The 5,288-nt window shown below is 55.5% G+C and carries 4 protein-coding genes and 1 pseudogene; all 5 read right to left on the bottom strand.

Going from position 1 to position 5,288, the window contains the following annotated elements; translation table 11 throughout:
* Positions 1 to 1,327, bottom strand: a 1,327-nt coding sequence (locus CPT76_RS06295) for a glycoside hydrolase family 35 protein (RefSeq protein WP_105442274.1), incomplete at its 3' end; no start/stop codon positions are given.
* Positions 1,328 to 1,360: 33 nt separating this feature from the next.
* Entirely contained in the window at positions 1,361 to 2,161 is an 801-nt protein-coding gene (locus CPT76_RS39080; protein WP_258168138.1) for a type 2 periplasmic-binding domain-containing protein, read from the bottom strand.
* Positions 2,047 to 2,886: an extracellular solute-binding protein gene (locus CPT76_RS39075; RefSeq protein ID WP_258168137.1), complete on the bottom strand. Its 840-nt coding sequence runs from the start codon at positions 2,884 to 2,886 to the stop codon at positions 2,047 to 2,049. The genes CPT76_RS39080 and CPT76_RS39075 overlap by 115 nt, the downstream gene beginning before the upstream one ends.
* 39 nt (positions 2,887 to 2,925) lie before the next feature.
* Positions 2,926 to 3,814, bottom strand: a pseudogene (locus CPT76_RS06285) (carbohydrate ABC transporter permease).
* Positions 3,815 to 3,844: 30 nt separating this feature from the next.
* On the bottom strand, positions 3,845 to 4,834 hold the full coding sequence (locus tag CPT76_RS06280) for an ABC transporter permease (protein ID WP_258168136.1): 990 nt from the start codon (positions 4,832 to 4,834) through the stop codon (positions 3,845 to 3,847).
* Between the last annotated feature and the right edge of the window lie 454 nt (positions 4,835 to 5,288).

Here is a 5,288-nt window from a genome sequence, read left to right as displayed (position 1 = left end):
CCAAAATTTGCAGCTTCGCGCCGCCAGCCGGAATCGTCAGCTTCAGGCTGCGCTGCTCATCCCAGCGCTGCACGACGCCCCGGTACTCCCCGTCGACAAAAATGAGTGCACGGTCCCGCACTTCCTGCAGGATCAGGTCGGCTTCGCCGCGTGGCCCGGAGACGAAGGTCGTGTACAGGATAAAGCCGTAGTCCTGATCCAGCTGCTCCATCGTTTCCGGCACAGCCCGCTCCACCGCGTCAGACAGGTCAGATAGCGAGTCGAATAAGCCGACCCGGTCGGTCAGGCGGACCTCGCCGTAGCTCTTCCGCTCGATCGGATCGGGAAGCTGCAGTTCCGGCAGGTCCACGTACTTGGCCAGAACGTCCCGGACCGCATAAAATTTCTCTGTCGGCTCTCCCCATTCATTCAGCGGGGAATCGTAATCATAGCTGGTGACGGTCGGCGCGTACCCTTCTTCCCCGCAGTTCGCGCCGTTGTAAAAGCCGAAGTTCGTCCCGCCGTGGAACATATAGAAGTTGACCGAAGCGCCGGCCGCCAGCATGTCCTCGAACACGCGCGCAGCATCCGCCGCATCGCGGGTATGATGCGGCTTGCCCCAATGGTCAAACCATCCGTTCCAGAACTCCATGCACATATACGGCTTGTCCGGCTGATAGGCTTCCAGTTCCTGAAAGGCTTCAACCGCACGGGACCCGAAGTTGACCGTCTCCAGCACGCCCTCCACCATACCGCCCTGCAGCATAAAATCTCCCGGCCCGTCCGAGGTGAACAGCAGCACGTCCACGCCGCGGGATGTAAGCCCTTTCTTCAAATGGTTCAGGTACGCCTTGTCATTGCCATAGCTGCCGTATTCGTTCTCGATCTGCATCGCGATGATCGGCCCGCCGTTCGTGCTGAGCAGTGGAACCAGCTTCGGAATCAGCACGTCATAATAAGCATCGACGTGACCCAAATACCGGTGGTCATTGCAGCGCAGTTGGATGCCCGGTTCCTTGAGCAGCCAGGCGGGCAAACCGCCGAACTCCCATTCGGCGCAAATATACGGGCTGGGCCTTACGATGACATGCAGGCCAAGTTCACCGGCCGTTTCGATGAAGCGAATGAGATCCGCCCCGTGATCGAACACGAACTCCCCTTTTCTGGGCTCATGGATATTCCAGGCCACATAGGTCTCCACCGTGTTAAAGCCGCAAGCCTTCAGCTTCGTTAACCGGTCCCGCCAATACTCGGGAACGACCCGAAAATAATGGATCGCCCCGGAAACCAGGCGGATGGGCTCGCCGTCCCACACAAACTGCTTGCCTTGAACGCTTAGTACACTCATCGTTTCGCCTCTCTCATGAATGGGATTTGGAGGTTACTTTCTTTCCATTTTTTTATGATAAGCCTCTGTCATCTCATCCGCAACCTGTTTCAGTGTCGGATCGCTGCGGAGCTGCTCGATGAGCTTGTCGTAGTTTTCGATCGTATCCTTGCCGATGATCACTTTGGTCCGCATATCGCTCACTTTTTTCGAAATTTCCGGATAGTATTTATTGTAGGCTTCGGAGTACAGCTCGTTGCCCGGGTTCGGTGTTTTGATTTGTTTGCGCTCATTGACGATTTCCACATTGCGGTTGTATACGTCTTCCGGCATGCCGACCGCTCCGATCGACATATCGTCGCTGATGAGGTGGATCAGATTGTTCATGTTGCCGTCGCCCACCTGGTCCTTGGCTGCCTGCGGCGTCGGGATTTTGCGGCCGTTCTCGACCGTGTAGTCGACGCCCTCAATGCCGTAAGTTGCCAGCTCATTGCCTTCCTTGCCGTACGCGTAATCGAAAAATTCAAGGATTTTCTTCACCTTGGCTTCCGACACTTTTTTCGGGATCAGGTACACGCCGTAATACGGCGATCCGGATGGCGTATATTTCTCCCCTTCCGCATTTTGCAGATAGGTGATCGGCATGTAATCGGCCGTCGGCACCACTTCCCTGATTTTGGAGCCCGTCACCCAGGCGTGGTTCATCGACTGCGACGTGCCGCCCGATTTGCCGCCGCGGATCAGGTCGACCGTCTGGGAGTACTTCGCGAAATCTTTCGGGAACAGTCCGGCGTCATACGCTTTTTTGATCCAGAGGAGCGCATCCCGCGACGCGTCTTCCGTAATCGTCGGCACCAGCTTGTCGCCTTCAGCTTCCAGGCACCCTGCACGCCGTTGAACACCCCATACACAAAGCCCATCGTATCACTGTTAGCGGCATACGGAATTTCGTCCGCCTGACCGTTTCCGTTCGGGTCCTTCTCCTTGAACGCCTTCAGCACGTCGAAAAATTGGTCCATGGTGGTCGGGGTCTGCAGTCCCAGCTTGTCCATCCAATCCTTACGCAGAATCGGGAACGCCCCTCCTCCATAGCTCGGGTAATAGCGGGGAATGCTGTAATTTTTGCCGTCGACCTTCGAATCCGTCCACATTTCGGCGAGCGCGGGCTGGCTCAGATTCGGGTAATCCTTGATGAACGGGGTCAGATCCCAGAACACGCCTTGGCCAATCATTTTTTGCAGCTGCGGATTCAGCAGCGATTCCACGAACGTCACCTCCGGCAGATCGCCGGATGCCAGCATGACATTGATCTTCTCCTCGGACGTTGTCGGCGACAGCCAGGTAATATCCAGCTGCGTGTTCGTGCGCTTCTCAAACTCCTTCCAGATCGGATTCGTATTATCGATAAACTCCGTCGCGTAATTCAGCGTTTGCATCTGTATCTTGGTCGGGGCCGAAGAATCCGCCGAACCGCTTTTACCCCCGCCGCTGCAGGCGGACAGCAGCAGGCTGGTGCCCACCGCCACAGCGAGCGTTTTGATGAACCATTGCCTTGCTCTCTGTTCTGCTTGTCTTTTCATTTAGAATAACCTCCTTTGGATTTACCCTGTTATATATCTTCATTCCTTGACCGAGCCCACCATCGCCCCTTTGGCGAAGTGCTTCTGGAGGAACGGATATACGAGCATAATCGGAACCGTCGCAATGACCACCGCGGCCATTTTGAGCGTCTCCGTCGGCATCTGCCGGTTCATCGTAACGCTGATATTGGCGTTCTCGCCTCCGCCCATCGTCGTCGGATCGACGAGCATATTTTGCAGGAGCACCTGCAGTGGCCATTTGTTCTGCTCATTAATGAACATGATCGCGTTGAAATAGGTGTTCCAGTACCCCACCGCAAAAAACAGCCCGAAAGCGACCACCGCCGGCAGCGACAACGGAATGATAATCCGCCAGAACACGCTGATTTCGGTTGCAGCCGTCGATCCGCGCAGCCTCTTCCAGGCTGTCCGGGATGCTGTCGAAGAAGCCTTTCATCAGCAGCACGTACCAGCCGCTCGTCAGCGACGGCAAGATCAGCGACCAGACGCTGTCGATCAGGCCGAGGTTTCGGACCACCATGTACAGCGGCACAAGGCCCGGCGTAAACAAAAACGTAATCAGGATCATGACCATCATCGTCCTGCGGAACCGGAGCCGGCGGACCGAGATGGCATAGGCCAGCCCCCCTGTCACCAGCAGGCTCAGCAGCGTGCCCACAGTCGCCAGAAACAGGCTGATCAGGACCGAATTGACGAACAAGCCGTTGCCGAGCAGATAGCGGTACGCGTCCAGCGACCAGTGATGCGGCCACAAAATCAAATCCCTCGTATAATACTCTGTCGGATCCGTAAACGAAAGCACAATCGTATAATAAATCGGAAACACCATGGCCAGGCTGAACAGAATCAGCAGCCCGCCGTTGGACAGGCTGAACAGCCGGTCTTTCCAGGTCAGGGACAGTTCCATCCGCTGCAACTCTCCTTTCGAAGTTTTACCTTAATACAAGCTGTCTTGACCCAGGCGTTTAGCCGCCTTGTTCGCAAGGACGACCAGGACGACGCCGACGACCGATTTGAACAGGCCGATGGCCGTGCTGTAGCTGAACTCGCCTTGGCGAATGCCGACCCGGTATACATAGGTATCGAACACTTCAGCCACCTCCGTAACCGCCGCGTTCATCATCAGGTACACCTGCTCGAAGCCGGTATCCATAATCGTGCCGAGGCGCAAAATGAACAGGATCATAATGACATTGCGCATCGCGGGCAGCGTAATATGCCACATCCGGCGGAACCGCCCGGCACCGTCCATGACAGCTGCTTCATACTGCTGGGGATCGACGCCCGCGATCGCCGCGAGGAAGATGATCGTACCCCACCCTACTTCCTTCCAAATGGACTGAACCGTCAGCATGCCCCAGAAATAATGCGGATTCGATAAAATATCGACGGTGCTCCTCCCGCTTGCCTCCAGCAGCTTGTTGATCAGCCCTTCTGACTGGGAGAACATCAAATACGTCAGCCCGTAAATCAGCACCCAGGACAGAAAATGCGGAATATAGATCAGCGACTGAACCGACCGCTTCATGATCTGATTTCTCACTTCGTTCATCATCAGGGCCAAAATAATCGGAGCCGGGAAGAAGAATACCAGATTCATCAGACTGATGCCCAGCGTATTGCGGAGCAGCATCCAGAAATCGGGGTTGGAGAAAAAGCGGACAAAGTGCTCGAATCCGACCCACTTGCTGCCCATGATCCCCAGGTAAGGGGAATAATCCTGGAAGCCAATGACCAGATTCGTAATGGGGATGTACTTAAAAATAATGAAAAACAGCAGCCCCGGCATGGCCAGTAAATACAAATACTTGTCGCGCCGAAGATCCGGCCACAGCCTCCGCTTCTTCAGGGTGATCTCCCTTAGCGGGGCAGATTTCCCCGGGGCGGATCGCTGCTCGGACTGCCCGCCCATCGATGTTTCGCTCATCGCGCTCCCTCTCTTTCGTCAAAAATGTCGGTCCCCTGCTTGCCGGTCCGCGGCAATCGGGATGGCTGGCTGCTGCCCGGGTTGATATCCATCCGGAGGTTGTGAGCCTGCCGCCCCTGTGGCCGCTTATGTGAATCATGTTAGAGAGCGACCGGATTTCCGGCAATTCGATTTTCTTTCCCGTAAGAACAGGCGCCACACCCATGGTCATGCCCTATTCTTTAATCGAAGCGGCTGAGGCCGCTTTCGATCAATCATTTCCGCATATCCGTTTCTGGGGATTGCACTTTTTTGACTGGCGGAAATTCATGGGTTACAGGTCTATTCAACCCCGCTGCCGTTCGTTATGATAGACATACTATCGTCATAATCAAGATTCAGGGCGGAAGCAAACGAGCGGGAGTGGATACCATGTTGAGAGACTACTTGGCGAAAAGGTTCGCATCGAAAGGGG

Source organism: Paenibacillus sp. AR247 (assembly GCF_002968895.1).
In the GTDB taxonomy this organism is placed as follows: domain Bacteria; phylum Bacillota; class Bacilli; order Paenibacillales; family Paenibacillaceae; genus Paenibacillus_AQ; species Paenibacillus_AQ favisporus.
The sequence above is the reverse complement of the archived record's forward strand: the minus strand, read 5'-3'. Positions and strand labels throughout refer to the sequence as shown.

Bases quoted from the DNA above. Each gene is read 5' to 3' on its own strand.
- CPT76_RS06280 (WP_258168136.1), bottom strand. From the start codon at position 4,834: ATGAGCGAAACATCGATGGGCGGGCAGTCCGAGCAGCGATCCGCCCCG.
- CPT76_RS39075 (WP_258168137.1), bottom strand. From the start codon at position 2,886: ATGAAAAGACAAGCAGAACAGAGAGCAAGGCAATGGTTCATCAAAACG.